We start from the raw sequence: 25,650 nt of genomic DNA on the forward strand, positions 1-25,650 counted from the left end.
GATGACCGCATGATCGGTAAGAACATCACTACCGGTATAAATTTTACAGTTACTTAGCGCGTACATAGTCAGCTAGTCCTTATAGATGAGAATTCAATTTCTATATCGTTATCTAAGTAGAGACTGCTTCAGTCATATGGGTACTTAGTTTGTATCACTGAATTAGATAACGAGTCACATACAGCAAGTCGCGTTTTATCGATGTTATTGTCATAGTAACTAACTGAAAAGTAATAATTGTATGGTTTTTTATGATTCTTTTTCAGAGCAAAGTTACAGTGATTTACCCGCCTAGATACCAAAATAACACTGATTCTGCCTTGCATAAAGTGCGAGAATATTATCTTTAAAACGCCATTTTTTCGTATAATAAAATAAGTTTTATGATCTCGCTAGCAAAAACCTTCCGAAAGGGCAAATTGTGGTGATTATGATCACAAACGGTGAGCTTTTAATTTGCGGAGCAAAATTAATATCATAAACTTAGGATGACTAAATTGGACGGCTGAAATAAGTCATTCAACATAACATCTAATCCTATAGGGGGAACTTAAGGTGAACATTCTCGGATACTTCCAGAAGGTGGGTAAGGCGCTTATGGTGCCGGTTGCCACACTTCCTGCAGCAGCAATACTCATGGGTATTGGCTACTGGATCGACCCAAATGGCTGGGGCGCAAACAGTGCACTTGCTGCATTTCTTATTAAAGCTGGTGCAGCGATCATTGACAACATGTCAGTATTGTTCGCTGTTGGTGTTGCTTACGGAATGTCTAAAGACAAAGATGGCGCCGCTGCACTTTCAGGCTTCGTGGGCTTCTTAGTTGTCACAACGCTTTTGGCCCCTGGTGCAGTATCACAAATTCAAGGCATTGACCCAAGTGAAGTACCTGCTGCATTTGGTAAAATCAATAACCAGTTCGTCGGTATCTTGGTTGGTATTGTTTCTGCTGAGTTGTACAACCGTTTTTCTCACGTAGAGCTGCACAAAGCACTGGCGTTTTTCTCTGGTAAGCGTCTTGTACCTATCCTAACGTCTTTTGCTGGTATCGTTATTGCGTTCATCCTGATGTACGTTTGGCCATCAGTTTACGGCGGTCTGGTAAGTTTTGGTGAAAGCATTCAAGGTATGGGTGAAGCAGGTGCAGGTGTTTACGCATTCTTCAACCGTCTTCTAATTCCTGTTGGTCTGCACCATGCACTAAACTCAGTGTTCTGGTTTGATGTTGCTGGTATTAATGACATTCCAAACTTCCTTGGCGGTGCGAAATCATTAGCTGAAGGCACGGCAACGGTAGGTGTTACGGGGATGTACCAAGCGGGCTTCTTCCCAATCATGATGTTTGGTTTACCAGGCGCTGCTCTAGCGATGTACCATACTGCGAAATCAAAGAATAAAGAGAAAGTGGCATCTATCATGATTGCAGCTGCGTTTGCTTCATTCTTTACAGGTGTAACAGAACCACTTGAATTTGCATTCATGTTCCTTGCTCCAGGACTGTACGTTCTTCACGCAGCGCTGACTGGTCTATCAGTTTATATCGCGGCATCAATGCAGTGGATTGCAGGTTTCGGTTTCTCTGCTGGTTTAGTCGACTTAGTATTGTCGACTCGTAACCCGCTAGCGGTAAACTGGTACATGCTCATTGTACAAGGTCTTGGTTTCTTTGCGGTTTACTACTTCGTGTTCCGTACCGTGATTGTTAAGTTTGGCCTTAAAACACCGGGACGTGAAGATGATGAAGAAGCTTCATCTAACGTGGCTGGATCAAGCAATTCTTCAGAGCTTGCTCGTCAGTACTTGAAAGCACTTGGCGGTCATGACAACCTAAGTTCTATCGATGCCTGTATTACTCGTTTGCGCCTTTCTGTGAAAGATATGAGCGTTATCAATGAGAAAACTCTGAAAGATCTTGGAGCTATGGGAGTTGTGAAGCTAGGTACAAACAACCTACAAGTTATTCTTGGTCCACTAGCAGAGATTGTTGCTGGTGAGATGAAGAATGTATCTAAAGATGAAGACTTAAGTGGTGTTCAGCTACCAGCTTAACTGTTTAATAGTGGTGTGATTGTTTGTTATTGGTATTGCAAACAATTGATACTACAACATCGCAAAAGGCCTCCGCAGGAGGCCTTTTTTCGTTTAGGCCCTTTGAATCTGCTTTGCTTTCACGCTAACTCGATAAATATTGTCGTTTTAGAGCGAGTTCTTGTTGTCTAATTGCTTAGAATTGTGGATCATTAGGAACAATGTACTCTGTGAAACCATACTTGGATACAGGGTTCCGTTTTCTCTGACAATACTAATATTTTTGAGGTGCTATAGATGAGTGAAGCTGATGCTCGTCCATCAAACTTTATTCGCCAGATCATTGATAAAGATCTAGCGGATGGTAAACACACTAGCGTGCATACTCGATTCCCGCCGGAGCCAAATGGCTACCTGCATATCGGTCATGCTAAGTCTATCTGTTTGAACTTCGGTATTGCTCAGGACTACCAGGGTCAATGTAATCTGCGTTTCGACGATACAAACCCTGAAAAAGAAGACATCGAATACGTTGAGTCTATCAAGAAAGATGTAAACTGGTTGGGCTTTGAGTGGAGTGGTGAAGTATGTTACTCATCAAACTACTTCGATAAGCTTTACGAATATGCAATTGAATTGATTAACAAAGGCTTAGCGTACGTAGATGAGCTAAGTCCAGAGCAAATTCGTGAATACCGCGGCACACTAAAGGCGCCAGGTAAACCAAGTCCATACCGTGACCGTTCTGTTGAAGAGAACTTGGCGTTGTTTGAAAAAATGCGCGCTGGTGAATTTGAAGAAGGTAAAGCGTGTCTTCGTGCTAAAATCGACATGGGTTCTTCATTCATGGTCATGCGCGATCCAGTTTTATACCGTGTGCGTTTTGCTACGCACCACCAAACTGGTGATAAGTGGTGCATTTACCCAATGTACGACTTTACGCACTGTATTTCTGATGCATTAGAAGGCATTACGCACTCTATTTGTACGCTTGAATTCATGGATAACCGTCGTCTGTACGATTGGGTTCTAGACAACATCACGATCGAAAGCCGTCCACATCAATACGAGTTCAGTCGTTTAAACCTTGAATATACAGTGATGTCTAAGCGTAAGCTTAACCAGCTAGTTACTGAAAAACTGGTTAATGGTTGGGATGATCCACGTATGCCGACTGTCTCAGGTCTGCGTCGTCGTGGCTTCACACCTGCATCTATTCGTGAGTTTTGTAAGCGTATTGGTGTAACGAAGCAAGAAAATATGATCGAGTTTAGTTCATTAGAATCTTGTATTCGTGATGACCTAAACGAGAACGCTCCGCGTGCAATGGCTGTACTGGATCCTGTTAAAGTTGTTATCGAAAACTTTGAAGCAGGCGCAGTAGAAAACTTGACAGTTGCCAACCACCCAAATAAACCAGAGATGGGCGTGCGTGAAGTGCCATTCACGCGTGAATTGTGGATTGAGCGTGAAGACTTCCGTGAAGAAGCGAACAAGAAGTACAAGCGTTTAGTGCTAGGTAAAGAAGTTCGTTTACGTGGTGCTTACGTGATCAAAGCTGAGCGCGTTGAGAAAGATGCCGAAGGCAACATCACAACGATCTTCTGTTCTTACGATGCAGATACGCTAGGTAAAAACCCAGCAGATGGTCGTAAAGTGAAAGGCGTTATTCATTGGGTGTCAGCTGATAAAGCTCTTCCAGCGGAAATTCGCCTGTACGATCGTTTATTTACGGTGCCAAACCCAGGCGCAGCGGAAGATTTTGCTTCTACTATCAATCCTGAATCATTAGTTGTGATCAATGGCTTCGTCGAGCCTAGCCTAGCTTCTGCAGAAGCAGAAAAAGGTTACCAGTTTGAACGTATGGGTTACTTCTGTGCAGACTCGAAAGACTCTTCAGCAGATAATCTAGTATTCAACCGCACGGTTGGTCTACGTGATACCTGGGCAAAAATTGAGAATCAATAATCTCAATTAATGCTGAGAACGATGAAAAAATGCCAGCAAACGCTGGCATTTTTTATACCTAATCCCACAGAGTGCTATATAGATGTGCAAAACTGTGGAGAAAAAAGATGGGTGTTTAGTAGCTTTTGTTCTGTAACCAAAGTACTGACGTCTAAGGTACTGACTTCTAGAAACAAAAAACGCCAGCATGTGCTGACGTTTACTTTTTAAATTAACAAACCCTTATTTTTTCGGTTTGTGTGCATCTGGATTGTCTTTACAACCACCATCGCTACACTTGCCGTACAAGTATAAGCTGTGGTTTGTTAGTGTGACATTGTACTTAGCTGCAATCTCTTTTTGACGTTCTTCAATAAGATCGTCAGAAAATTCAATTACCTCACCACAGTCTAGGCACACTAGGTGGTCGTGGTGATGTTGAGTCGATAATTCGAAGACTGACTTTCCACCTTCAAAGTGGTGACGAGTTACAATACCAGCATCGTCGAACTGGTTTAGAACTCGGTAAACAGTTGCTAGGCCAATTTCTTCACCTAGATCAATCAACTTTTTGTACAAATCTTCAGCACTGATGTGCTGGCAGTCTGGCTGCTGAAGTACTTCTAGAATTTTTAGCCTCGGAAGGGTTACTTTTAAACCCGCATCCTTCAGCGCCTGATTATTATCTGACATATACTTTCCCGTTGGATCATCTGCAGCGATTTAACAGAATTCAATCTTCCTACCATTATAGGATAAGCGTTCGGAACATTAAACCACGAACTTCAAAGGGTTAATAGAATCTTTTTGTAAATTAGAAACAGGTCCATTATATTACAGCTCTGACCAGTTACAATTGTGTAACATTAAGCTTGGAGAGGGCAGGGATAGCGATGAATAGGCGACTAGCGAAGATATACAAACCAGGAATTGTAAAGTTCGCACTCAATATTTGGCCTCCTTTTTGGGGGGCGGGTATTAAAATCTTACATATTTCTCAAGACTTCCGTACTGTAAAGGTACGTTTAAAGCTTCGCTGGTGGAATAAAAATGCCAATCGCACCCAATATGGCGGCAGTATTTTCTCTTTAACTGATCCTATTTACTCGTTGATGCTGATGGGGATTCTACGAGAGGAATATTATGTGTGGGATAAAGAGGCAAGCATTAACTTTATTAAGCCGGGGCAAAGTGATTTGTTTGCAGAATTTGAGGTCACTGAAGGGATGCTGGAAAACATTTATCAAATGACACGGAATGGAGAAAAGTGTTTTCCTGAGTTTATTACTCATGTAAAAGATAAACAGGGGAATGTGGTTTCAGAGGTTCAACGCAAGCTTTATGTAAGAAAGAAACCTCAGTATCGCGAAGAGGAAGTACTTACCGATGCTGTGTGACAATACATACAAAAAGACCTCCAAGTGGAGGTCTTTGCATCATTCAATTTGATTAGCCTTCTAGCTCAGCTAAACACATCTCTTCATAGATCTGTTTAACCCAGCTTTCAACACGCTCGTCAGTCAATTCTGGTTGGCGGTCTTCATCAATACATAGACCTACGAATTGGCTATCGTCACCTTCAACAAGTGCTTTAGACGCTTCAAATTCGTAGCCTTCTGTCGAGGTATGGCCAAGAATTGTGCCGCCTTTAGATTCAACGATATCACGGACTGTGCCCATCGCGTCACAGAAGTATTCTGCGTAGTCTTCTTGGTCGCCACAGCCAAAGATAGCCACTAGCTTAGTAGAGAAGTCGATTTGCTCAAGCTCAGGGAAGAAGTCATCCCAATCACATTGTGCTTCGCCGTAGTACCAAGTTGGGATACCTAGAAGAAGAAGATCGAAGTTATCAATGTCTTCTTTGCTGCTTTTCGCGATGTCTTGAACGTGAACTAGATGTTTACCTAGTTGCTTTTGAATCATCTTTGCAACGGCTTCAGTATTACCTGTGTCGCTACCGAAGAAGATACCTACACTTGCCATAGAGTCTATACCTTTACATTGTTTGTTATTGGCGATGCTACTAAGGGTTTAACCTAACCCTGAGCCTTCCCAAGTTAGCTGAATTACACCTTTTGCAATAAAGCCAGCACAGCCTAGGAAAAGGACTAACCACACAATACGACGACCAAAAACAGGTACATTGCCTTGCTTTAGCACATCTTTTATCGCCATCCCGATGAAAAAAAAGATAGCAGCAAAAAGAAGATCGAGTCCAATAGACTCGAGCATATCCATATAGTCGTAAAGCATTTTAGCCCTTCATGCCGAAAAATCTTGGGCGCACTATACCACTGTTAAACGGTAAAGTTAATGCACTACAAGAAGGGTTATTTCAATAATCTAGTGTTGCTTTTCGAATTTGTTAACTCGAAATGTATTTTCGAATGATTCTCATTACTTCTGTCGGTTTCTCGGCGTGTAACCAGTGACCAGTGCCAGCGATAATGTGTGCTTTAGCATGGTTAAATTGTCGTTTCACTGCCGGCTGATGTTCTGGCATTAAGTAGTCAGAGTCGCCGCCTTTGATAAATAAAGTTGGGATATCTGTTGGTGTGATTTCTTGCCAGCCAATAATTTGGTCATAATTCTCAAAAAGGCTCGGTACGTTAAACCGCCAATCCATCTTATCGCCATTTTTGTACAGTGATTTAGAGAGAAATTGTCTTACACCATCGAGTTCAATATGTTGAGCTAGGATATCCATGGCTTGCTGTCGATTTGCTGGTTTTTCATTAATAACAGCATGTAAGCCGTTAAAAACATTATCGTGACGGTTCGTAGTGTAGGCAACAGGCGCCATGTCGAGAACGACTAACTGCTTGACTACATTTGGAGCAATGTCCACAAGAGCCATCGCGACTTTTCCGCCCATGGAGTGACCAATAACAATAGATGGTTCAACGTTTAAGTGCTGAAGGAGCTGAGCCACATCTTTTGCCATATCGGTATAGTTATGGACTTCGGAGTGGAAAGAGAGGCCGTGATTTCTCAGATCAATACTGATCACCGTGTGATCTTTAATAAGATCGCGGGCGAGTAGACCCAGATTACTTAAACTACCAAACAATCCGTGAATCAAAACAACTGTTTGGCCTTGGCCTTCCTGCTTATAGTTGAGTAATGCTGACATTTTATCTTATTCGTGATGGGTTTAACGTGGAGTATCCGCGTGGATCTCGTTATAATCCCCCAGAGTTTAAACATTGAGAATGTGAAAAGCGAATGAAAACAATTGAGGTTGATGAGGATCTATACCGTTATATAGCTAGTCAAACTAAGCATATCGGTGAAAGCGCCTCGGATATTTTGCGACGCCTTTTAAACCTTGATGGTCAGTTGCAGGAAGCTAAAGCCGCGCCTGTAGTAGAGAAGCCACAAGGGATTGTAGTAAGTAAAGATGCGGGTAAAACGGAATCTGTTGATGTAGTGAAAGAAATGCGCTCGCTGCTTATTTCTGATGAGTTTGCCGGTCTAAAAAAAGCGATTGATCGCTTTATGTTGGTATTATCGACCTTACATAAATTGAATCCAGAAGGTTTCGCCCAGGCTACGAATGTAAAAGGACGCAAACGCGTGTACTTTGCAGATAATGAAGAAACCTTGCTAGCAAACGGTAATACGACCAAGCCAAAAGCCATTCCTGGCACACCGTTTTGGGTTATCACGAATAACAATACAAGTCGTAAAAGACAGATGGTTGAACAAGTGATGGCACACATGGGGTTCCAACCTGACTTAATAGAAAAAGTAACAGGTTCAATCTAAGAAACCTGATAGAAGCCTCATAATGCGTCGCAGTGAGCGGATATTATGAGGCTTTTTTAATTTTATTTATATTGAAAGAAAGGATGTCAAACATGGCTATGCACCCTCGTGCTGGGCAAAAAGCGCAGCAGGAAGATCTTCACAATATCCCAGCACTCGTTGCTAACTACTTCTTACTTCAACCAGACGCGGCAAACGCAGAACACAAAGTTCAATTTGGTACTTCTGGCCACCGCGGTACTGCAGACAAGCACACTTTTAACGAAAACCACATTTTAGCGATCGCTCAAGCGGTAGCAGAAGTTCGTGCTGAGCAAGGCACAATTGGCCCGTTGTTTGTGGGTAAAGACACGCATGCGCTATCTGAGCCTGCTTTTTCAAGTGTGATTGAAGTATTGATTGCAAATGGTGTGAAAGTGATTGTCCAGCAAGACAACGGTTACACGCCAACACCGGGTATTTCACACGCGATTCTGACTTACAACATCAAACACGATGAAAAAGCAGACGGTATCGTTATTACCCCATCACATAACCCACCACAAGACGGCGGTATCAAATACAATCCGACACATGGTGGTCCTGCAGAAGCTGAGTTGACTCAAGCTATCGAAGATCGTGCGAACGAATTGATTGCTGAAGGTTTACAAGGTGTTAAACGCCTACCACTAGCAGAAGCAAAAGCATCGGATCTGTTTGTAGAGATGGACTTGGTGAAGCCATACATTGATGACCTGGTGAACGTTATCGATATGGAAGCAATCCAAAAAGCGAACCTGAAGATTGGTGTAGATCCATTGGGTGGCAGCGGTATCGATTACTGGCGTCAAATTGGTCAGGCATACAACCTAGACCTAACGCTAGTAAGTGAATCGATCGATCCTTCTTTCCAATTCATGTCGCTAGATAAAGACGGCGTTGTGCGTATGGACTGTTCTTCTCCTTACGCAATGGCGGGTCTATTGGCACTGAAAGACGAATACGATTTAGCATTTGGTAACGATCCTGACTACGACCGTCACGGTATCGTTACGCCAAAAGGTTTGATGAACCCGAACCACTTCTTAGCCGTTTGTATTGACTACTTGTACCGTCATCGTGACGCGTGGGGTAAAGATGTCGCTGTTGGTAAAACACTAGTTTCAAGTGCGCTGATTGACCGTGTTGTTGCGGATCTAGGTCGTGAGCTATGTGAAGTGCCTGTTGGTTTCAAATGGTTTGTAGACGGTCTGTACACTGGTAAGTTTGGTTTCGGCGGCGAAGAAAGTGCTGGTGCGTCTTTCCTTCGTAAAGATGGCACGCCTTGGTCAACAGACAAAGATGGCATCTTGCTATGCCTTCTAGCAGCAGAGATCACTGCGGTAACGGGTAAGAACCCACAAGATTACTATGAAGAGCTAGCGGCGAAGCACGGTGAGTCGAAGTACAACCGTATTCAAGCTGTAGCAAATGGCCCACAAAAAGACGTATTGAAGAAGTTGTCACCAGAAATGGTTGCGGCTGAAACTCTAGCAGGTGATGAGATCACTGCTCGTCTAACGCATGCACCAGGCAATGGTGCTGCGATTGGTGGCCTTAAAGTAACGACAGCTAACGGTTGGTTCGCTGCTCGTCCATCAGGTACAGAAGATATCTACAAGATTTACTGTGAAAGCTTCATAGGTGAAGAACATCTGAAACAAATCGAAGCTGAAGCACAAGAAATAGTTAATCAAGTATTTGCAGCCGCTGGTTTGTAAAACATCCAATGGTCAATGTATCTAGCAAAGGGTTGATGTGAAAACATCAACCCTTTCATGTTTAAGTGCCCCGAACCGCTTTATCTCCGGGCCATGAATCTGGTACCACAAACCAGAATTGACCGTCTTCCGTTTGTGCGTGTATGAATCGATCTAAAGGCTTTTCAATAGGTTGAGAGAAATCGTCTGTACCGATCGCCCAGCATGGTTTATGTAAATGATAAAGGGGTTTACCAATTAAATCCCATTGACTTTGATAGCACCAGTAACCACTAATCTGACTTGGATTTAATTCATAACCCAAGCACTCCTTAGGAGTTGGCTCTGGAGTAAACGGATTAATATAGAGTCGTCCTTGCATCATTAGGCGCTCTTCTGGAGAGTCGTTTAAAGGAATTATTTTTTGAAATTCCGGGCGATCGCTCATTTTCAGCTGATGCGTGAGCATTCTATGCAATTTTGCATGTAACTGGTCGTGAGCATTCGGGCCATACCAAATGCCGTTGTAAAGAAGATAAAACTTAATCGCCACTTCCCAATGTTCTATCTGATTTGATTCTGTATTCCTCAACACCAAATCGACAGCACCAATGGTCTTACCTTCCGCGTCGTTTAACTGAATTTCTTCGGCAATAATCTGATATCGTTCTGAATTAGAAAGAGCCGCAGTGCATAGGTGCTGATATAAAAAACCCAGTCTCGGATTACCATTGTATTGTTCTGAGCTATTCAAAGGTTTGACCGAGACATCTTCTAAGGTTGCAAACGGAGGGGTTAACTTGAAAAGCGGAGGTGAAGTGGCGATCCATTGGTAAAAGCGTTGTAGTTGGTTCATCCGTATCCCTAAATTTATGGTGAGGCGACAAGCTTTGTTATTGTAACTAAATTTGCTTTTGAGGGTAGGGTGGCTAGCATCGATATTAGGGTTCGAGATACACTTTAAAGACCTAAATGATATCAAGGTGCCAGATGTCAAAAACGTTGTTGTATCAACTAGGTTGCACTCTTTCGTCTGATTCCATCGAGAGGTTATTTAGGTTTACATGCGCTAGAAATTGGAAGTAATAATGAATAACTTAAAGCTAGAACAGATTCTTAATGACAAACTGTCACCGCAGTTAATTAAAGATTACGCACCAAATGGGTTACAGGTAGAAGGGAAATCGGCGGTAAAGCGTGTTATCACTGGCGTAACCGCCTCTCAAGCCTTAATCGATAAAGCGATTGAGCTTAATGCAGACGCATTGCTTGTTCATCATGGCTATTTTTGGAAAGGTGAGCCTGAGCCAATTCGTGGCATGAAAGGTAAACGAATTCGTAGCCTGATCAAAAATGATATCAACTTATATGGTTATCACCTTCCTCTAGATATTCATCCAGAGCTAGGCAACAACGCTGAATTAGCTCGCTTACTTGAAATCGAAGTAGAAGGTGGGCTTGAAGGGCACCCTCAGTCAGTTGCTATGTTTGGGCGCTTGAAAAAGCCGATGTCTGGTGTTGAATTTGCGAGTAAGATCAACCAAGTTCTTGATAGAGAGCCTCTGCATATCGCTCCAGAGAATACCGATAAGATGATTGAGACAGTCGGCTGGTGCACTGGTGGAGGGCAGGATTTCATTGAACTTGCTGTACAGCACGGGCTGGATGCATTTATCTCTGGAGAAATTTCAGAGCGCACCACTTATACCGCTCGTGAAATGGACATTCATTACTATGCTGCAGGTCATCATGCTACTGAGCGTTATGGTGTTCAGGCTTTAGGCAAATGGCTAGCGGATGAATATGGCCTACATGTGGAGTTTATCGATATTGATAATCCGGTTTAGCGTTCTCCATTAATAACGTTAAACGCAAAAAAGAAAAAAGGGTTGAGACGAAAATCTCAACCCTTTTGTTTTTCTATCTTCGTACTAAAAGATCATTCACGTTCGTGAAGTGGAGAAAACTCACGTTGTGTTTCGCCAGTGTATAGCTGACGAGGACGACCAATGCGGTTCAGTGGATCGCTATGCATTTCGTTCCAGTGAGCAATCCAGCCGATGGTACGAGAAATCGCGAAGATAACCGTAAACATAGAAACTGGAATACCAATCGCTTTAAGAATGATACCTGAGTAGAAGTCTACGTTCGGGTACAGCTTCTTAGACACGAAGTACTCATCAGAAAGCGCAATGCGCTCAAGTTCCATTGCAACGTCTAGCAGAGGGTCTTGAATGTTTAGCTCTTTGAGAACTTCATGACACGTTTCGCGCATTACTGTCGCACGTGGGTCATAGTTCTTGTAAACGCGGTGACCAAAGCCCATTAAGCGGAATGGGTCATCTTTGTCTTTCGCGCGGTCTACATATTCAGGGATGTTATCGACGCTGCCAATCTCTTCTAGCATTCTCAAGCAGGCTTCGTTTGCACCACCGTGAGCAGGTCCCCAAAGGGATGCAATACCAGCGGCAATACATGCAAATGGGTTCGCACCAGAAGAGCCAGCTAGACGAACAGTTGATGTCGACGCATTCTGTTCGTGATCCGCGTGTAGAGTGAAAATCTTATCCATCGCACGGGCAACCACAGGATTTACTTCATACTCTTCGCAAGGGTTTGCGAACATCATATGCAAGAAGTTCTCTGCGTAGCTAAGGTCGTTACGAGGGTAAATAAATGGCTGACCGATAGAGTATTTGTAACACATCGCCGCCAGTGTTGGCATTTTTGACAGCAGACGGTACGCTGCAATTTCGCGGTGTTCGTCGTTGTTAATGTCAAGAGAGTCGTGATAGAAGGCTGCAAGTGCTCCAACTACACCACACATTACCGCCATTGGGTGAGCATCGCGTCGGAAGCCATGGAAAAAGCTTGCGATTTGCTCGTGTACCATTGTGTGACGAGTAACGGTCGTTTTGAATTGCTCGTATTGTTCTCGGGTAGGGGCTTCACCATAAAGAAGGATGTAACATACTTCTAAGTAATCTGCGTTATTGGCTAATTGATCAATCGGGAAACCGCGGTGCAAAAGAATACCTTTGCCGCCATCGATGTACGTGATTGATGATTCACAAGATGCAGTGGCAAGAAAACCTGGGTCAAAAGTAAAGTAACCATTGGCTCCCAGCTTACGAACGTCAATTACAGGTGTACCTAGCGTACCGTCCATAATTGGCAGTTCGATTGGCGCTTGACCTTCAACATGAAGGGTCGCTTTCTTATCCGCCATAACAATCTCCTTTGTTTATTATTTAATCCGTCCAGGATGTTTATGTGCCATTTTTGTACTGTTGTTAAAGCTTAAAGTCAATTTTTCTCCATCTTTGTGTGCACTTGTTATGATTTTTCTCATGAAAATCGTTAAAAATCTGTTCTATGTAGCATAATTTGTTACACCAATTGTATTAGAATGTTGCTCGCCGTATATTGGCAAAGAAAATTTTAGTTAAATCCTTATAAATTCGGGGCTAGAAACAAAGAGTGAGGTTTGTTGCTGGATTCCGTTTGTTAACAAATTGTTTACAATTATCTGGGTGGTTACTCGCGATATTTGTTAAATAGATGTTAACTTTTGTACGTTTGGAAGCTGAAATTGGTTATAACAATAAATGCTCAATGGAGCTGAGTGAGCAAGCCCGTGAAAGAAAGAAAGTCAAGACCTGTTAATTTAGATTTACAGACCATCCACTTTCCTATCACAGCAATCGCATCCATCCTACACCGTGTGTCTGGGGTAATTACGTTTGTTGCGGTGGGTATATTACTGTGGTTACTATCCATTTCTCTGTCATCCCCAATGGGTTTTATGGAAGCCGCTGACATCGTCGATAGCTTCTTCGTAAAATTCATCCTGTGGGGAATTCTTACTGCACTTGCCTACCACATCGCAGGTGGTATCCGTCACTTATTGATGGATCTAGGTCACTTTGAAGAACTAGATTCAGGCACGATGAGCGCTAAAGTCGCGTTTGGTGCAACAGCAGTATTATCATTATTGGCGGGGATCTTGGTATGGTAAAACACGTATCTTCATTTGGTCGTAATGGTGTACACGATTTCCTACTAATTCGTGCAACTGCAATCATTATGACGCTATACACGATTTATCTGATTAGCTTCTGTGCATTTTCAGATATCTCTTACGCATCTTGGACCCAATTCTTTGGTGGTACCTTCACTAAAGTATTCACCATGTTGGCACTTGTCTCGATCCTGATTCACGCATGGGTTGGTTTGTGGCAGGTATTAACTGATTACATTAAGTGCGCGAAACTACGTGGCGCACTACAACTTGGTGTTATTGCCGTGCTATTCGGCTATGTCTTCTCTGGTCTATTTATTCTGTGGGGTGCGTAAGTGTCTATTCCAGTTCGTGAGTTTGATGCCGTAGTAATCGGCGCTGGTGGTGCAGGTATGCGCGCTGCACTACAAATTTCAGAACAAGGCCTATCATGTGCTTTGTTGTCAAAAGTATTTCCAACACGTTCTCATACTGTGTCTGCACAGGGTGGCATTACTGTTGCTCTGGGTAACTCGCACAAAGACGATTGGCAATGGCACATGTACGATACCGTTAAAGGTTCCGACTACATCGGTGACCAGAACGCGATTGAATACATGTGTAAAAATGGTCCTGAGTCAGTTATCGAGCTTGAAAAAATGGGTCTTCCATTCTCTCGTTTTGATAACGGTACCATCTACCAACGTCCATTCGGTGGTCAATCTAAAGAGTTTGGTGGTGAGCAAGCTGCTCGTACAGCCGCAGCTGCAGACCGTACTGGCCACGCACTTCTTCACACGCTTTACCAGCAAAACGTAAAACACAAAACAACCATTTTCTCGGAGTGGTACGCTTTGGATCTTGTGAAAAACCAAGACGGCGCAATCATGGGTTGTACTGCGATTTGTATGGAAACGGGTGAAATCTGTTACTTCAAATCGAAAGCAACCATTCTAGCTACAGGTGGTGCAGGTCGTATTTACGCATCGACCACTAACGCGCACATCAACACGGGTGATGGCGTTGGTATGGCACTTCGCGCAGGCGTTCCAATGCAAGACATGGAAATGTGGCAGTTCCACCCAACAGGTATTGCTGGCGCGGGTGTTCTAGTGACGGAAGGTTGTCGTGGTGAAGGTGGTTACCTTCTAAATAAAGATGGTGAACGCTTCATGGAGCGCTACGCACCAAACGCGAAAGACCTTGCTGGTCGTGACGTGGTTGCTCGTTCAATGATGATTGAAATCCGTGAAGGCCGCGGCTGTGATGGTCCTTGGGGTCCACATATCAAGTTGAAACTTGATCACCTTGGTAAAGAAGTACTTGAATCACGTCTACCAGGTATCTGTGAACTGTCTCGTACATTTGCACACGTTGACCCTGTGAAAGAGCCAATTCCAGTAATTCCAACTTGTCACTACATGATGGGTGGTGTACCTACTCAAGTCTCTGGCCAAGCAATTAAGCAGAAGGCCGACGGTAGCGAGATGGAAGTACAAGGCCTTTACGCATGTGGTGAGATTGCTTCTGTATCGGTACACGGTGCTAACCGTCTGGGCGGCAACTCATTACTAGACTTGGTCGTATTTGGTCGTGCTACTGGCTTGCACCTTGGCGAAACGCTAGCAGCGCAAGCAGAAGCTCGTCCTGCAACAGAATCTGATATTGAAGCGTCTCTAGCGCGTACTATGCGTTGGGAAAACAGCACTGGTGGTGAAGATCCAGTTCAGATTCGTAAAGACCTACAAGCATGCATGCAAAACAGCTTCTCGGTATTCCGTGAAGGCGATGCGATGGCAACCGGTCTAGAAGAGTTGAAAGTGATTCGCGAACGTTTGAAAGATGCGCATCTAGCGGACAAGTCTTCAGAGTTCAACACGCAGCGTATCGAGTGTCTAGAACTTGATAACCTGATGGAAACCGCGTTTTCAACTGCCGTTGCAGCGAACTACCGTACAGAGAGTCGTGGCGCACATGCTCGTTTCGATTTCCCTGAGCGTGATGATGAGAACTGGCTATGCCACTCTATCTACAATCCGGAAACAGAAGCGATGACTAAGCGTGATGTGAACATGACGCCAACGCATCGTGAAGCTTTCCCGCCGAAAGTACGTACATACTAAAGGGAGGATACGACTATGAAATTAAACTTCTCTTTATACCGTTACAATCCGGATGTGGATACCAAGCCTTACATGAAAGAGTATACCCTTGAGGTAGACGAAGGCTCAGACATGATGGTGCTTGATGCATTGATTCTGCTAAAAGAGCAAGATCCAAGCATCGCGTTCCGTCGCTCATGCCGTGAAGGGGTATGTGGTTCTGATGGTTTGAATATGAATGGTAAAAACGGCCTAGCGTGTATCACACCGTTATCTGCTCTACAAGGCGATAAGATAGTTATTCGTCCACTACCAGGGTTACCTGTCGTGCGCGATCTTATCGTTGACATGACGCAGTTCTATGATAACTATGCGAAAGTTAAACCATTCTTGATTGATGATGGTGCATTACCACCATCACGTGAGAACCTACAATCGCCTGATGATCGTGCGCATTTAGATGGATTGTACGAATGTATCATGTGTGCATGTTGTACAACGTCTTGCCCATCATTCTGGTGGAACCCTGATAAATTCATCGGCCCAGCTGGTCTTCTCGCAGCGTACCGTTGGCTAATTGATAGCCGCGATACGGCAACAGATGAACGTTTGTCTGATCTTGATGATGCATTTAGCGTTTTTCGTTGCCATGGCATCATGAATTGTGTAAGTGTTTGTCCTAAGGGATTAAATCCGACGAAAGCCATCGGTCACATTAAGTCGATGTTGGTTAATCGTTCGGTTTAATTTACTCGCTCTTAGGAATGTCGCAGTGTTGCGGATCACCCGATATGACCGCTTCACTGCTTCAGTAATATTCGAGTAAAGAATACAAAAATTGCCGACCGTATTTTTAGTCGGCTCTTATAGCTCGGCAAAGACCGAAGCAAACGTGAAAACTACTGGTTAAGGGAAAATATGCACAACGGCGTGATGAAGGCATGGCTCGAGTCTTCACACTTGGCTGGCGCCAATGCAACGTATGTAGAGGACCTCTACGAACTGTATCTAAGTGATCCCGATCTGGTAAGTGAGGAGTGGAAACGTGTTTTTGAAGGCTTGCCTAAGCCATCAGAAGAAGTGGCAGAACAACCACATTCACGTGTCCGTGACTACTTCCGACGACTCGCTAGAGAAACAAAGCATTACAATGTCCAAGTTAGTGACCCAGATGTCGATGCAAAACAAGTAAAAGTTCTACAGCTAATCAACGCATACCGTTTCCGCGGGCATGAAGCTGCAGAATTAGACCCACTAGGTCTATGGCAACGCCCAACAGTGGCGGAGTTAGACCCTGCTTTTCATAATCTTACCGAAGATGACTTCGAAGAAACTTTCAACGTAGGTTCTTTTGCTGTTGGGCAAGAAACCATGAAGTTGAAAGATATCTATGAAGCCCTCAACAAAACTTATTGCGGTTCCATCGGTGCTGAATACATGCACATGACTGACACAGAGCAAAAGCGTTGGATTCAGCAACGCCTTGAGTCTGTCGTAGGCCAGCCATCATTCAACAAAGATGAGAAGCGCACATTCCTAGAAGAGCTAACAGCCGCTGAAGGTTTGGAGCGTTACCTCGGGGCGAAATTCCCAGGTGCAAAACGTTTCTCTTTAGAAGGTGGTGATGCGCTGATTCCGATGACGAAAGAGTTGATCCGTCATGCGGGTACAAGTGGAATGCGTGAAGTGGTTATCGGTATGGCTCACCGCGGTCGTTTGAACATGCTGGTGAACGTACTTGGTAAGAAACCTCAAGACCTGTTTGATGAGTTCGCAGGTAAACACGACGAAACTTGGGGTACGGGTGATGTGAAATATCACCAAGGTTTCTCTGCTGATTTTGCGACTCCAGGCGGTGATGTTCACTTAGCACTTGCATTTAACCCATCGCACCTAGAAATCGTAAACCCGGTAGTCATGGGCTCAGTTCGAGCACGTCAAGACCGCTTGGGTGATAATCAAGGTAGCAAAGTGCTTCCTATCACCATCCACGGTGATTCAGCAATCGCTGGTCAGGGTGTGGTTGCCGAAACTTTCAACATGTCTCTTGCTCGTGGGTTCCAAGTTGGTGGTACGGTACGTATCGTCATCAACAACCAAGTAGGCTTTACGACGTCTAATCCTCGTGACACGCGTTCTACGATGTACTGTACCGACATCGCGAAGATGGTGCAGGCGCCAATTTTCCATGTAAATGCAGATGACCCTGAAGCAGTTGCTTTTGTTACTCGCATTGCATTGGATTACCGTAACGAGTTCAAGCGCGATGTCGTGATCGATCTTGTATGTTACCGTCGCCACGGTCACAATGAGGCGGATGAGCCAAATGCGACTCAGCCTTTGATGTACCAGAAAATCAAAAAGCATCCTACACCACGCAAATTGTATGCAGATGTTCTGATCGACAAAAATGAGTCAGATATCGAGACAGCGACTCAGTTAGTCAATGAGTATCGCGATGCATTAGATCGCGGTGAAGTGGTTGTTAAAGAATGGCGTCCAATGGCGTTGCACTCTGTAGACTGGTCCCCTTACTTAGGGCACGAATGGGATATGGAGTGGGATTCAAAATACGACAAGACACGCCTTATTGAGCTAGGCAATCGTCTGTGTCAGTACCCAGAAAGCCATAAACTGCAAAGCCGTGTTAATAAGCTATACAACGATCGTCTAGCAATGATGACCGGTGAAAAAGCTATTGACTGGGGTATGGCTGAAACATTGGCATATGCTACATTGGTTGACGATGGCAAGCGTATTCGTCTTTCTGGTCAGGACTCGGGTCGTGGTACTTTCTTCCACCGTCACTCGGTTCTTCATAACCAAACCGATGCAAGCACTTACATTCCATTAGCGAATATTCATGACAACCAAGGGCCATTCCAAGTCTTTGACTCAGTATTGTCAGAAGAAGCTGTGTTGGCGTTTGAATACGGTTACGCAACAGCCGAACCAGGTGGTTTAACTATCTGGGAAGCACAGTTTGGTGATTTTGCCAACGGTGCACAAGTTGTTATCGACCAGTTTATCTCGTCAGGCGAGCAAAAGTGGGCGCGTTTGTGCGGTCTTACTATGCTTCTACCTCATGGTTATGAAGGTCAAGGTCCTGAGCACTCATCTGCACGTTTAGAGCGTTACCTTCAGCTTTGTGCTGAGCAAAATATGCAGGTTGTGGTTCCTTCAACACCGGCTCAGGTGTACCACATGATTCGTCGTCAGGTTGTACGCCCAATGCGTCGACCTCTCATTGTTATGTCACCGAAATCTTTGCTGCGCCACCCTCTATGTACTTCAACGATTGAAGACTTGGCGGATGGTACATTCCAATCTGCAATTCCAGAAGTAGATGATTTAGAACCAAGCAAAGTGAAACGTGTCGTGTTCTGTGCTGGTAAGGTTTACTTTGACCTACTAGAGCAGCGCCGTAACAACGAGCAAGACGATGTTGCTATCGTGCGTATTGAACAGCTTTACCCATTCCCAATGGAAGAAGTACAAGCAGCAATTGCTCAATACACTAACGTTGAAGACTTCGTGTGGTGTCAGGAAGAACCTCAGAACCAAGGTGCTTGGTACTGTAGCCAACATAACTTCCGTGCCGCTATTCCTGCAGGTGCAAATCTTAAATACGCAGGTCGCCCAGCTTCTGCTTCGCCAGCAGTTGGCTACATGTCGGTGCACTTGAAACAACAAAAAGCGTTGGTTGAAGACGCTCTGAACGTGAACTCAAAAACTTCGAATTAAGAACTAGAAGTTAAAGGAAGAAACAGATATGACAATTGAAATTCTGGTTCCAGATTTACCTGAATCAGTTGCTGATGCAACCGTAGCGACATGGCACAAACAACCGGGCGACGCAGTAGAGCGTGACGAGGTTTTGGTTGACATCGAAACAGACAAAGTTGTGCTAGAAGTTCCAGCTCCGGAAGCTGGCGTTTTAGAAGCTATTGTTGAAGCAGAAGGTGCGACAGTACTTTCTAAACAAATCATTGCTAAATTGAAGCCAGGCGCAGTTGCAGGTGAACCAACTGCAGACAAAACAGAAGGTACTGAAGCATCTCCTGATAAGCGTCACAAAGCTGCGCTTAGCGAAGAAAGTAATGACGCACTAAGCCCAGCAGTGCGCCGTTTATTGGCTGAACATGGCTTAGAAGCAAGCCAAGTGAAAGGCACTGGTGTTGGTGGTCGTATTACGCGCGAAGATATTGAAGCGCATCTTGCGAACGCTAAATCTGCGTCAAAAGAAGACTCGCCAGCAGTGGTTGACGTGCCGGCAGCGGCTCGCAGTCAGAAACGTGTTCCAATGACTCGCCTTCGTAAGACAGTTGCTAACCGTTTGCTAGAAGCGAAGAACAACACGGCAATGCTAACGACGTTTAACGAAGTGAACATGAAACCAATCATGGACCTTCGTAAGCAGTACAAAGATCAGTTCGAAGAGCGTCACGGTATTCGTTTGGGCTTCATGTCTTTCTACGTGAAAGCAGTAACAGAAGCGCTTAAGCGTTACCCAGAAGTAAATGCTTCGATTGATGGCGATGACATTGTTTACCACAACTACTTCGACATTAGCATGGCGGTATCAACGCCACGTGGTCTAGTTACACCTGTCCTAAAAGACTGTGACAAGCTTGGTTTCGCTGATGTTGAAAAAGGCATCAAAGAGCTGGCTATCAAAGGTCGTGATGGCAAGCTAACGGTAGACGAGCTAATGGGCGGTAACTTCACTATCACAAACGGTGGTGTGTTTGGTTCACTTATGTCTACACCAATCATCAACCCACCTCAATCAGCGATTCTTGGTATGCATAAGATCCAAGAGCGTCCGATGGCAGTGGATGGCAAAGTTGAAATCTTGCCGATGATGTACCTAGCGTTATCTTACGATCACCGCCTAATTGACGGTCGTGAATCAGTTGGTTTCCTAGTAACGATTAAAGAGTTACTAGAGGACCCAGCACGTCTCCTATTAGACGTTTAATATCGCTAAAACGTCTAGTTATCGTAGGTAGCTAGACGTTAAAAATTTCAATGGCTAGACTAGCTCAACGTTTGGCCTTCATTTGAATCCTTCAGTATGAGAACTCATGATAAAGGATTGATTTGAGAAGACCCTACAGACGTACAAGCAGCCAAGACTGCAGCGTTATGGAAATAATAAATCCCTTAAGGGAAAAACAAACGGAATATCGAAATGAATTTGCATGAATACCAAGCCAAACAGCTGTTTGCAGAATTCGGTTTGCCTGTGCCAGAAGGCTACGCGTGTGATACACCACAAGAAGCTTTTGAAGCCGCAGGCCGTATTAGTACAGCCAAGAAAGTAGTTAAATGTCAGGTTCACGCTGGTGGCCGTGGTAAAGCGGGTGGCGTAGAGCTACACGATACAAAAGAAGGCGTTAAAGAGTTTGCACAGAAGTGGTTAGGTAAAAACCTAGTAACTTACCAAACAGACGCAAATGGTCAGCCAGTAACAAAAATCCTTGTTGAAGAAGCTTCAAATATTGCGAACGAACTATACCTAGGTGCGGTAGTTGACCGTGCTAGCCGTAAGATCGTTTTCATGGCTTCTACCGAAGGTGGTGTGGAAATTGAAAAAGTTGCGGAAGAAACGCCGGAACTCATCCACAAAGCAGCAATTGACCCACTAGTAGGTCCACAAGCTTACCAAGGTCGTGAGCTAGCGTTCAAACTTGGTCTTGAAGGCGACCAAATCAAACAATTCGTTAAGATCTTTATGGGTCTTGGCACTATGTTTTCTCAGTACGATCTTGCTCTGCTAGAGATCAACCCACTTGTGATTACTGGTGAAGGCAACTTGCTATGTCTTGACGGTAAGATCAACATCGACTCAAACGCACTGTACCGTCAGCCTAAGCTTCGTGAAATGCACGATCCTTCACAAGAAGATGAGCGTGAAGCACACGCAGCTCAGTGGGAGCTGAACTACGTAGCACTAGACGGTAACGTTGGCTGTATGGTTAACGGTGCAGGCCTAGCAATGGGTACGATGGATATCGTAAACCTACACGGCGGCAAACCAGCTAACTTCTTAGATGTAGGTGGCGGCGCGACGAAAGAGCGTGTTGCTGAAGCATTCAAGATCATCCTATCTGATGACAATGTGAAAGCGGTACTTGTTAACATCTTCGGTGGTATTGTACGTTGTGACATGATCGCAGAAGGTATTATCGGTGCGGTTAAAGAGGTAGGCGTAAGCGTACCTGTTGTTGTTCGTCTTGAAGGTACTAACGCTGACCTAGGTCGCGAAGTTCTTGCTAATTCTGATGTTGATATCATTGCTGCTGAGTCGCTAACTGATGCTGCTCAGAAAGTTGTTGCTGCTGCGGAGGCTAAATAATGTCTGTATTAATTAACAAAGACACTAAAGTAATCTGTCAGGGGTTCACTGGTGGTCAAGGTACTTTCCACTCAGAGCAAGCTATCGCATACGGTACGCAAATGGTTGGCGGTGTGTCTCCAGGTAAAGGTGGCCAAACTCACCTAGGTCTTCCTGTATTCAACACAGTTCGTGAAGCAGTAGAAGCGACTGGCGCAACAGCGACAGTCATCTACGTACCAGCACCTTTCTGTAAAGATGCAATCCTAGAAGCGATTGACGCGGGTATCGAGCTAATCGTAACGATTACTGAAGGTATCCCTACTACAGATATGATCGACGTAAAAGTGAAGCTAGAAGAAACTGGCGTTCGCATGATTGGTCCTAACTGTCCGGGCGTTATCACTCCTGATGAGTGTAAGATCGGTATCATGCCTGGTCACATCCACAAGAAAGGCAAAGTAGGTATTGTATCTCGTAGCGGTACTCTAACTTACGAAGCAGTTAAACAAACCACTGACGAAGGTTTCGGCCAGTCTACTTGTGTTGGTATCGGTGGTGACCCAATCCCGGGTTCAAACTTCATTGATATCCTAAAACTGTTCCAAGAAGACCCTGAGACAGAAGCGATCGTTATGATCGGTGAGATCGGTGGTACTGCAGAAGAAGAAGCTGCAGCATACATTAAAGAAAATGTAACGAAGCCAGTGGTTTCTTACATTGCTGGTGTAACTGCACCTCCTGGTAAGCGTATGGGCCATGCTGGTGCGATTATCTCTGGTGGTAAAGGTACTGCTGAAGACAAATTTGCTGCACTAGAAGCGGCTGGCGTTAAAACTGTGAAATCTCTAGCAGAGATTGGCCAAGGTCTACGTGAAGTGACGGGTTGGTAATCGACCACACTACTTAATAAGTATTAAAAAGCCTGCGATTTCGCAGGCTTTTCTTTTTCCGTTTCCGTGGATTTATGTTTGTTGTTAGCAAGGTCTTTCGCGTTTAATACTCAATGCGATTATGCTTTGCTTTTAATCAGCTGGCTCAGCATAAATAAGGATGTTGCGCTGATCACTACGGAAGGGCCGGCCGGTGTATCGAAGTGCCATGATAGGCTAAGCCCCATCAGTACTGCCACAGAGCCAATAATGGATGCGAACAATGCCATTTGCTCTGGTGATGAAGAGACTTTACGTGCTGTTGCTGCTGGGATAATTAGGAGCGAAGTCATGATCAACGCGCCAACGAACTTCATACCTACTGCGATTACTACACCCACCATTAGCATTAACACCAATCGAACTAAGTCTGTATTCACGCCCTCAACAGCGGCAAGTTCTTCACTAACAGTGCTAGAAAGCAGTGGGCGCCAGAAGACGTACAAACACGCACTCACCGCAACAACACCTGCGTAAATAAACATCAGATCTTGTGGAGAGACGGCAAGTAAGTCCCCAAATAGGTAGCTCATTAAATCGACGCGCACGTTTTCCAAAAAGCTAACCGATACTAAACCGATAGAGAGTGCACTGTGTGCCAAGATACCTAACAACGTGTCTGTAGCCACAAGTTGTTGCTTTTGCAGAGTGACAAGCAAAACGGCCAGAGCTAAACAGCAGACGAGTAGCGCAAGGTAGAGATTTACGTTGAGCAAGAAGCCCAGCGCTAGGCCCATTAACGATGCATGAGCTAGGGTATCTCCGAAGTAAGCCATTTTACGCCAAACGACAAATGACCCAAGTGGACCGGCAATGATCGCAATACCAATACCAGCAAGAATAGAAGGTAGGAGAAACTCAATCATGATGGTGATGTCCGTGTTTATGGTGGGAGCATGATGTCGCATCACCGCTTACTGGCGTTCCGGATAAATCGTGATGATGGTGCTCATGGTCGTGATGATAAAACGCGAGAGATTCTCTCGCTGCATTGCCAAATAGCGCGATGTAAGAAGGGTGCTGAGTAATAGTGGCAGGTGAACCTGAGCAGCAAACATGGTGATGCAGACAAATAACATCGTCCGTTTTCGCCATCACTAAATGTAAGTCATGCGATACCATAAATACGCCACAATCAAAGCGGTGACGAATGCTCTCAATTAAGTCATAGAGATCGATTTGACCTTGGATATCCACCCCCTGAGCTGGTTCGTCTAATACTAATAGCTGAGGACGCTGAAGCAGAGCGCGCGCCAGTAACACTCGTTGGTTTTCACCACCGGATAAGCGATGCATATTACTATTAAGTAAATGTTCAGCGCCAACAAGCCTTAATGCATCAATGCACTCCTGCTTACTGTATTTTCCTGCTAAATTTAGGAAGCGGGTTACATTCAATGGAAGGGAGTCATTGAGCTTCAACTTTTGAGGAACGTAACCAATTTTCAGTTTTCTTTGTCGGTTCAACTTGCCGCTAGTCGGCTTTTGAAGACCTAAGATAACTTTGACTAACGTTGATTTTCCCGCTCCATTGGGACCAATTAGGGTAGTTATTTTGCCCTTTTCTAATTCCATACTAATGTTATCGAGAACTCTGCGGCCATCGAACTCGACGCATAACTGCTCAAGATGGACTAAGGAAGACATGAATGAAACTCATTTGCAAATCAATAATGTTATAATGTAACATTATCTCACTTTCCACGCCATATCCCAAGTAAAACTATGAAAAGAGCATTAATTCTTGCTGCCTCAGCAATGTTAACACTGCCAGCACAGGCGGTAACGGTACTGACGAGTATCAAACCTATTCAGTTGTTAGTAACAGAGCTTACTCAAGGAGTAACTTCACCAGACGTGCTATTGCAGTCTAACACATCACCCCATGACTATGCTTTGCGTCCATCGGATGTTAAAAAGGTCGCTTCGGCTGATTTGGTTATCTGGTACGGACATGATCTTGAACCGTTTCTAGAGAAAGTTGTTTCGGATAGATCGAATACTTTGACTATTAGTCAAATTCCAAATCTAGAATTGCGTGAATTTGATAGTGAGCACAACCATGACCATGATGGGCACGATCATGGCTCACATGATCCGCACTTTTGGCTAGGTGTAAGCCAAGCACAACAAGTGGCCAAGGCTGTTGTGAATCAACTTGTATCACTTGATCCGGAAAATGCAGCTCAATATCAAGCGAACCTCAAAAAGTTTGAACTCGAGCTAAAAGACACTGACCAACAGATAAAGCAGAAGCTGGCACCAGTAAAAAACAAAGGTTACTTTGTATTCCATGATGCTTACGGTTATTTCGAAGATCGTTATGAACTAAATCAAATGGGGTATTTTACTGTGAGCCCAGAACGCAAGCCAGGAGCGAAGACCTTAATTCAAATTCGTCAAAAGCTAAGTGGTGAAGATGTGGCTTGTGTATTTTCTGAACCTCAGTTTACCCCGGCTGTCGTTCAGAGCGTAATGAGAGGCAGTGATGTCGCTAAAGGCGAGCTTGACCCGTTAGGGAGTACAATTGAAGCAAAACCTGGCAGTTACTTTACTTTTCTCAACAATATGGCGAATAGTTTTGAGCAATGCTTGAACAAAAAGTCAGATTAAGTGCTGTCGTAATGTAGGAGTAGTCTTTTTAACGTGATCCAGTAGTAAGAATTACAACCTTTGGTAAGGCGAGCCTTTTCTCAGAAAGTAATTGAGATATCATTACCAATAATTATCAGCTCAAAATAACCGTATCAATCCATGTTTTACAAACGATGAACGGTCACTTTCAGAGCACAAATTGATACAAAAGGTTTTCGTC

General features: G+C 44.3%; 24 protein-coding genes. 15 read left to right on the forward strand and 9 right to left on the reverse strand.

Annotation, left to right across the window (positions count from 1 at the left end; all coding sequences use genetic code 11):
* Positions 1-66, reverse strand: a 66-nt coding sequence (locus R7P36_RS24835; protein WP_411978668.1) for a hypothetical protein, incomplete at its 3' end; no start/stop codon positions are given.
* Positions 67-555: 489 nt separating this feature from the next.
* Between R7P36_RS24835 and nagE the strand changes: the two genes are divergently transcribed.
* Both nagE and glnS read left to right on the forward strand, forming a co-directional pair.
* Positions 556-2,049, forward strand: coding sequence for an N-acetylglucosamine-specific PTS transporter subunit IIBC (gene nagE, locus R7P36_RS22625; RefSeq protein WP_005384985.1), 1,494 nt, complete (start codon positions 556-558; stop codon positions 2,047-2,049).
* A 276-nt stretch (positions 2,050-2,325) separates the two neighbouring features.
* A complete protein-coding gene (gene glnS / locus R7P36_RS22630) occupies positions 2,326-3,996 on the forward strand; it encodes a glutamine--tRNA ligase (RefSeq protein WP_005382124.1) in 1,671 nt (556 codons plus the stop codon).
* A gap of 222 nt (positions 3,997-4,218) precedes the next feature.
* On the opposite strand, the gene fcrX is transcribed toward glnS, so the two are convergent.
* The gene (gene fcrX, locus R7P36_RS22635) at positions 4,219-4,668 is read right to left on the reverse strand and encodes a ferric iron uptake transcriptional regulator FcrX (protein ID WP_005382141.1); all 450 of its coding nucleotides are present in this window, start codon (positions 4,666-4,668) and stop codon (positions 4,219-4,221) included.
* Positions 4,669-4,868: 200 nt separating this feature from the next.
* Between fcrX and R7P36_RS22640 the strand changes: the two genes are divergently transcribed.
* Entirely contained in the window at positions 4,869-5,372 is a 504-nt protein-coding gene (locus R7P36_RS22640) for a DUF4442 domain-containing protein (RefSeq protein ID WP_005382144.1), read from the forward strand.
* Positions 5,373-5,424: 52 nt separating this feature from the next.
* Here the strand turns inward: R7P36_RS22640 and fldA are convergent, their stop codons facing one another.
* From fldA to R7P36_RS22655, 3 genes are all read right to left on the reverse strand, one after another.
* Positions 5,425-5,958 (reverse strand): flavodoxin FldA, encoded by a 534-nt coding sequence (gene fldA / locus R7P36_RS22645; protein WP_152812692.1) that lies wholly within the window; start codon positions 5,956-5,958, stop codon positions 5,425-5,427.
* 48 nt (positions 5,959-6,006) lie between these two features.
* The gene (locus tag R7P36_RS22650) at positions 6,007-6,228 is read right to left on the reverse strand and encodes a DUF2788 domain-containing protein (protein WP_005393038.1); all 222 of its coding nucleotides are present in this window, start codon (positions 6,226-6,228) and stop codon (positions 6,007-6,009) included.
* A 112-nt stretch (positions 6,229-6,340) separates the two neighbouring features.
* Positions 6,341-7,108 carry an alpha/beta fold hydrolase gene (locus R7P36_RS22655; protein WP_213899492.1) on the reverse strand — a complete coding sequence of 256 codons (768 nt, stop codon included), beginning with the start codon at positions 7,106-7,108 and terminating at the stop codon, positions 6,341-6,343.
* A 92-nt stretch (positions 7,109-7,200) separates the two neighbouring features.
* Between R7P36_RS22655 and seqA the strand changes: the two genes are divergently transcribed.
* Positions 7,201-7,743 carry a replication initiation negative regulator SeqA gene (seqA, locus tag R7P36_RS22660; RefSeq protein ID WP_005382149.1) on the forward strand — a complete coding sequence of 181 codons (543 nt, stop codon included), beginning with the start codon at positions 7,201-7,203 and terminating at the stop codon, positions 7,741-7,743.
* Between the two features lie 92 nt (positions 7,744-7,835).
* Positions 7,836-9,482 carry a phosphoglucomutase (alpha-D-glucose-1,6-bisphosphate-dependent) gene (pgm, locus tag R7P36_RS22665; RefSeq protein WP_213899491.1) on the forward strand — a complete coding sequence of 549 codons (1,647 nt, stop codon included), beginning with the start codon at positions 7,836-7,838 and terminating at the stop codon, positions 9,480-9,482.
* Between the two features lie 61 nt (positions 9,483-9,543).
* On the opposite strand, the gene R7P36_RS22670 is transcribed toward pgm, so the two are convergent.
* Positions 9,544-10,317, reverse strand: a complete 774-nt coding sequence (locus tag R7P36_RS22670) for a DUF1853 family protein (RefSeq protein ID WP_213876690.1) — start codon at positions 10,315-10,317, stop codon at positions 9,544-9,546.
* 232 nt (positions 10,318-10,549) lie between these two features.
* Between R7P36_RS22670 and R7P36_RS22675 the strand changes: the two genes are divergently transcribed.
* Positions 10,550-11,308, forward strand: a complete 759-nt coding sequence (locus tag R7P36_RS22675) for a Nif3-like dinuclear metal center hexameric protein (RefSeq protein WP_130546545.1) — start codon at positions 10,550-10,552, stop codon at positions 11,306-11,308.
* A gap of 92 nt (positions 11,309-11,400) precedes the next feature.
* Here the strand turns inward: R7P36_RS22675 and R7P36_RS22680 are convergent, their stop codons facing one another.
* Positions 11,401-12,690, reverse strand: coding sequence for a citrate synthase (locus tag R7P36_RS22680; protein ID WP_005382163.1), 1,290 nt, complete (start codon positions 12,688-12,690; stop codon positions 11,401-11,403).
* A gap of 396 nt (positions 12,691-13,086) precedes the next feature.
* Here R7P36_RS22680 and sdhC point away from each other — a divergent pair, with 396 nt between their 5' ends.
* The 8 genes from sdhC to sucD all read left to right on the forward strand — a co-directional run bounded on the left by sdhC (position 13,087) and on the right by sucD (position 22,796).
* Positions 13,087-13,479, forward strand: a complete 393-nt coding sequence (gene sdhC, locus R7P36_RS22685) for a succinate dehydrogenase cytochrome b556 subunit (RefSeq protein ID WP_017634811.1) — start codon at positions 13,087-13,089, stop codon at positions 13,477-13,479.
* Positions 13,473-13,817, forward strand: coding sequence for a succinate dehydrogenase, hydrophobic membrane anchor protein (gene sdhD, locus R7P36_RS22690; RefSeq protein WP_005382169.1), 345 nt, complete (start codon positions 13,473-13,475; stop codon positions 13,815-13,817). The genes sdhC and sdhD overlap by 7 nt, the downstream gene beginning before the upstream one ends.
* On the forward strand, positions 13,818-15,584 hold the full coding sequence (gene sdhA, locus R7P36_RS22695) for a succinate dehydrogenase flavoprotein subunit (RefSeq protein WP_005382172.1): 1,767 nt from the start codon (positions 13,818-13,820) through the stop codon (positions 15,582-15,584).
* Between the two features lie 15 nt (positions 15,585-15,599).
* Positions 15,600-16,310, forward strand: coding sequence for a succinate dehydrogenase iron-sulfur subunit (locus R7P36_RS22700; protein WP_005382174.1), 711 nt, complete (start codon positions 15,600-15,602; stop codon positions 16,308-16,310).
* Positions 16,311-16,481: 171 nt separating this feature from the next.
* Positions 16,482-19,307 carry a 2-oxoglutarate dehydrogenase E1 component gene (gene sucA, locus R7P36_RS22705; protein ID WP_005382176.1) on the forward strand — a complete coding sequence of 942 codons (2,826 nt, stop codon included), beginning with the start codon at positions 16,482-16,484 and terminating at the stop codon, positions 19,305-19,307.
* 28 nt (positions 19,308-19,335) lie between these two features.
* On the forward strand, positions 19,336-20,544 hold the full coding sequence (gene odhB / locus R7P36_RS22710) for a 2-oxoglutarate dehydrogenase complex dihydrolipoyllysine-residue succinyltransferase (protein WP_005382177.1): 1,209 nt from the start codon (positions 19,336-19,338) through the stop codon (positions 20,542-20,544).
* Between the two features lie 213 nt (positions 20,545-20,757).
* Positions 20,758-21,924, forward strand: coding sequence for an ADP-forming succinate--CoA ligase subunit beta (sucC, locus tag R7P36_RS22715; protein WP_005382179.1), 1,167 nt, complete (start codon positions 20,758-20,760; stop codon positions 21,922-21,924).
* A complete protein-coding gene (sucD, locus tag R7P36_RS22720) occupies positions 21,924-22,796 on the forward strand; it encodes a succinate--CoA ligase subunit alpha (protein ID WP_005382181.1) in 873 nt (290 codons plus the stop codon). The genes sucC and sucD overlap by 1 nt, the downstream gene beginning before the upstream one ends.
* A 119-nt stretch (positions 22,797-22,915) precedes the next feature.
* On the opposite strand, the gene znuB is transcribed toward sucD, so the two are convergent.
* Together znuB and znuC are read right to left on the reverse strand one after the other, a co-directional pair.
* The gene (znuB, locus tag R7P36_RS22725) at positions 22,916-23,701 is read right to left on the reverse strand and encodes a zinc ABC transporter permease subunit ZnuB (protein WP_005382183.1); all 786 of its coding nucleotides are present in this window, start codon (positions 23,699-23,701) and stop codon (positions 22,916-22,918) included.
* Positions 23,694-24,482, reverse strand: a complete 789-nt coding sequence (gene znuC / locus R7P36_RS22730) for a zinc ABC transporter ATP-binding protein ZnuC (protein WP_005382185.1) — start codon at positions 24,480-24,482, stop codon at positions 23,694-23,696. The genes znuB and znuC overlap by 8 nt, the downstream gene beginning before the upstream one ends.
* A gap of 78 nt (positions 24,483-24,560) precedes the next feature.
* Here znuC and znuA point away from each other — a divergent pair, with 78 nt between their 5' ends.
* Positions 24,561-25,448 carry a zinc ABC transporter substrate-binding protein ZnuA gene (znuA, locus tag R7P36_RS22735; RefSeq protein ID WP_054576701.1) on the forward strand — a complete coding sequence of 296 codons (888 nt, stop codon included), beginning with the start codon at positions 24,561-24,563 and terminating at the stop codon, positions 25,446-25,448.
* The last annotated feature ends 202 nt before the right edge of the window (positions 25,449-25,650 follow it).

The sequence above is a fragment of the Vibrio sp. 397 genome, from assembly GCF_033339395.1.
Classification (GTDB): Bacteria; Pseudomonadota; Gammaproteobacteria; order Enterobacterales; family Vibrionaceae; genus Vibrio; species Vibrio alginolyticus.

Excerpts from the sequence above, each read along its gene's own strand:
- znuA (WP_054576701.1), top strand. The coding sequence starts at position 24,561 with ATGAAAAGAGCATTAATTCTTGCTGCCTCAGCAATGTTAACACTGCCA.
- sucA (WP_005382176.1), top strand. The coding sequence starts at position 16,482 with ATGCACAACGGCGTGATGAAGGCATGGCTCGAGTCTTCACACTTGGCT.
- R7P36_RS22670 (WP_213876690.1), bottom strand. The coding sequence starts at position 10,317 with ATGAACCAACTACAACGCTTTTACCAATGGATCGCCACTTCACCTCCG.
- znuB (WP_005382183.1), bottom strand. The coding sequence starts at position 23,701 with ATGATTGAGTTTCTCCTACCTTCTATTCTTGCTGGTATTGGTATTGCG.
- seqA (WP_005382149.1), top strand. The coding sequence starts at position 7,201 with ATGAAAACAATTGAGGTTGATGAGGATCTATACCGTTATATAGCTAGT.
- sucD (WP_005382181.1), top strand. The coding sequence starts at position 21,924 with ATGTCTGTATTAATTAACAAAGACACTAAAGTAATCTGTCAGGGGTTC.
- glnS (WP_005382124.1), top strand. The coding sequence starts at position 2,326 with ATGAGTGAAGCTGATGCTCGTCCATCAAACTTTATTCGCCAGATCATT.
- fcrX (WP_005382141.1), bottom strand. The coding sequence starts at position 4,668 with ATGTCAGATAATAATCAGGCGCTGAAGGATGCGGGTTTAAAAGTAACC.
- sdhD (WP_005382169.1), top strand. The coding sequence starts at position 13,473 with ATGGTAAAACACGTATCTTCATTTGGTCGTAATGGTGTACACGATTTC.
- R7P36_RS22700 (WP_005382174.1), top strand. The coding sequence starts at position 15,600 with ATGAAATTAAACTTCTCTTTATACCGTTACAATCCGGATGTGGATACC.
- R7P36_RS22650 (WP_005393038.1), bottom strand. The coding sequence starts at position 6,228 with ATGCTTTACGACTATATGGATATGCTCGAGTCTATTGGACTCGATCTT.
- R7P36_RS22640 (WP_005382144.1), top strand. The coding sequence starts at position 4,869 with ATGAATAGGCGACTAGCGAAGATATACAAACCAGGAATTGTAAAGTTC.
- pgm (WP_213899491.1), top strand. The coding sequence starts at position 7,836 with ATGGCTATGCACCCTCGTGCTGGGCAAAAAGCGCAGCAGGAAGATCTT.
- odhB (WP_005382177.1), top strand. The coding sequence starts at position 19,336 with ATGACAATTGAAATTCTGGTTCCAGATTTACCTGAATCAGTTGCTGAT.
- R7P36_RS22655 (WP_213899492.1), bottom strand. The coding sequence starts at position 7,108 with ATGTCAGCATTACTCAACTATAAGCAGGAAGGCCAAGGCCAAACAGTT.
- fldA (WP_152812692.1), bottom strand. The coding sequence starts at position 5,958 with ATGGCAAGTGTAGGTATCTTCTTCGGTAGCGACACAGGTAATACTGAA.
- R7P36_RS22675 (WP_130546545.1), top strand. The coding sequence starts at position 10,550 with ATGAATAACTTAAAGCTAGAACAGATTCTTAATGACAAACTGTCACCG.
- znuC (WP_005382185.1), bottom strand. The coding sequence starts at position 24,482 with ATGTCTTCCTTAGTCCATCTTGAGCAGTTATGCGTCGAGTTCGATGGC.
- R7P36_RS22680 (WP_005382163.1), bottom strand. The coding sequence starts at position 12,690 with ATGGCGGATAAGAAAGCGACCCTTCATGTTGAAGGTCAAGCGCCAATC.
- sucC (WP_005382179.1), top strand. The coding sequence starts at position 20,758 with ATGAATTTGCATGAATACCAAGCCAAACAGCTGTTTGCAGAATTCGGT.